This is a genomic window from Inquilinus sp. CA228, assembly GCF_052078665.1.
In the GTDB taxonomy this organism is placed as follows: domain Bacteria; phylum Pseudomonadota; class Alphaproteobacteria; order DSM-16000; family Inquilinaceae; genus Inquilinus.
On the sequence record NZ_JBQJIK010000198.1, the window covers coordinates 1 to 708 of the forward strand.

Annotated in this window: 1 protein-coding gene; it reads left to right on the top strand. The window is 70.6% G+C overall.

The window, feature by feature from the left end; all coding sequences use genetic code 11:
* On the top strand, nucleotides 1–708 hold a 708-nt coding region (locus ACTOWL_RS37985), incomplete at both ends, for an autotransporter outer membrane beta-barrel domain-containing protein (RefSeq protein WP_441326485.1).

Below are 708 nucleotides of genomic sequence, written 5' to 3' on the forward strand. Positions count from 1 at the left end.
GCTACGCGCGAGCGCTGAGCAGCCTGTCCGGGCAGACGGTCGGGGCGGTCGCAGCCCTCCGCTACAGCTCGAGCCACGGCTTCGTCACCAACATGCTGGACGAATGCGCGACCTTCGAGGGCGCCGGCCGGACCCAGGACGAGGCCAGCTGCACCTGGGCGCGCGCCTATGGCGGCGTGGCCGACCAGGACAGCACCCGCGATGCGCTGGGCTACCATACGAGCGCCTGGACGCTGCAGGCCGGTGGCCAGCGCGAGATTGCTCCCGCCTGGTTCCTCGGCGGATCCATCGGGTATGAGAGCAGCAGCCTCCGTGGCGATGGCGGCAGCTCGCAAGTCAGCGGCGACAGCCTGCTGCTCGGCGCGACCCTCCGTTACCAGACCGGGCCGTGGCAGGCCTCGGGCGCGCTCGACTTCGGCTATGGCTGGTATGACAGCCGGCGCTCGGTCGAAGCCGGCAGCTTCCGGGGGACCGCCGACGCCTCGCCGAACATCTGGCATGTCGGCGCCAATGCGCGCCTTGCCTACCAGGCGCCGATCGCGGACTGGTACGTGCAGCCCCGCCTCGATTTGCACCTGACCTATGTGCACGGCAACAGCTACACCGAGACGGGGGCAGGCCCATTCGACCTTGCCGTCGAATCCGAGGGCGCCACGGCCTTCACGGCGATTCCCGCGGTGGAGGTGGGCCGGCGCATCCCCATCGGCG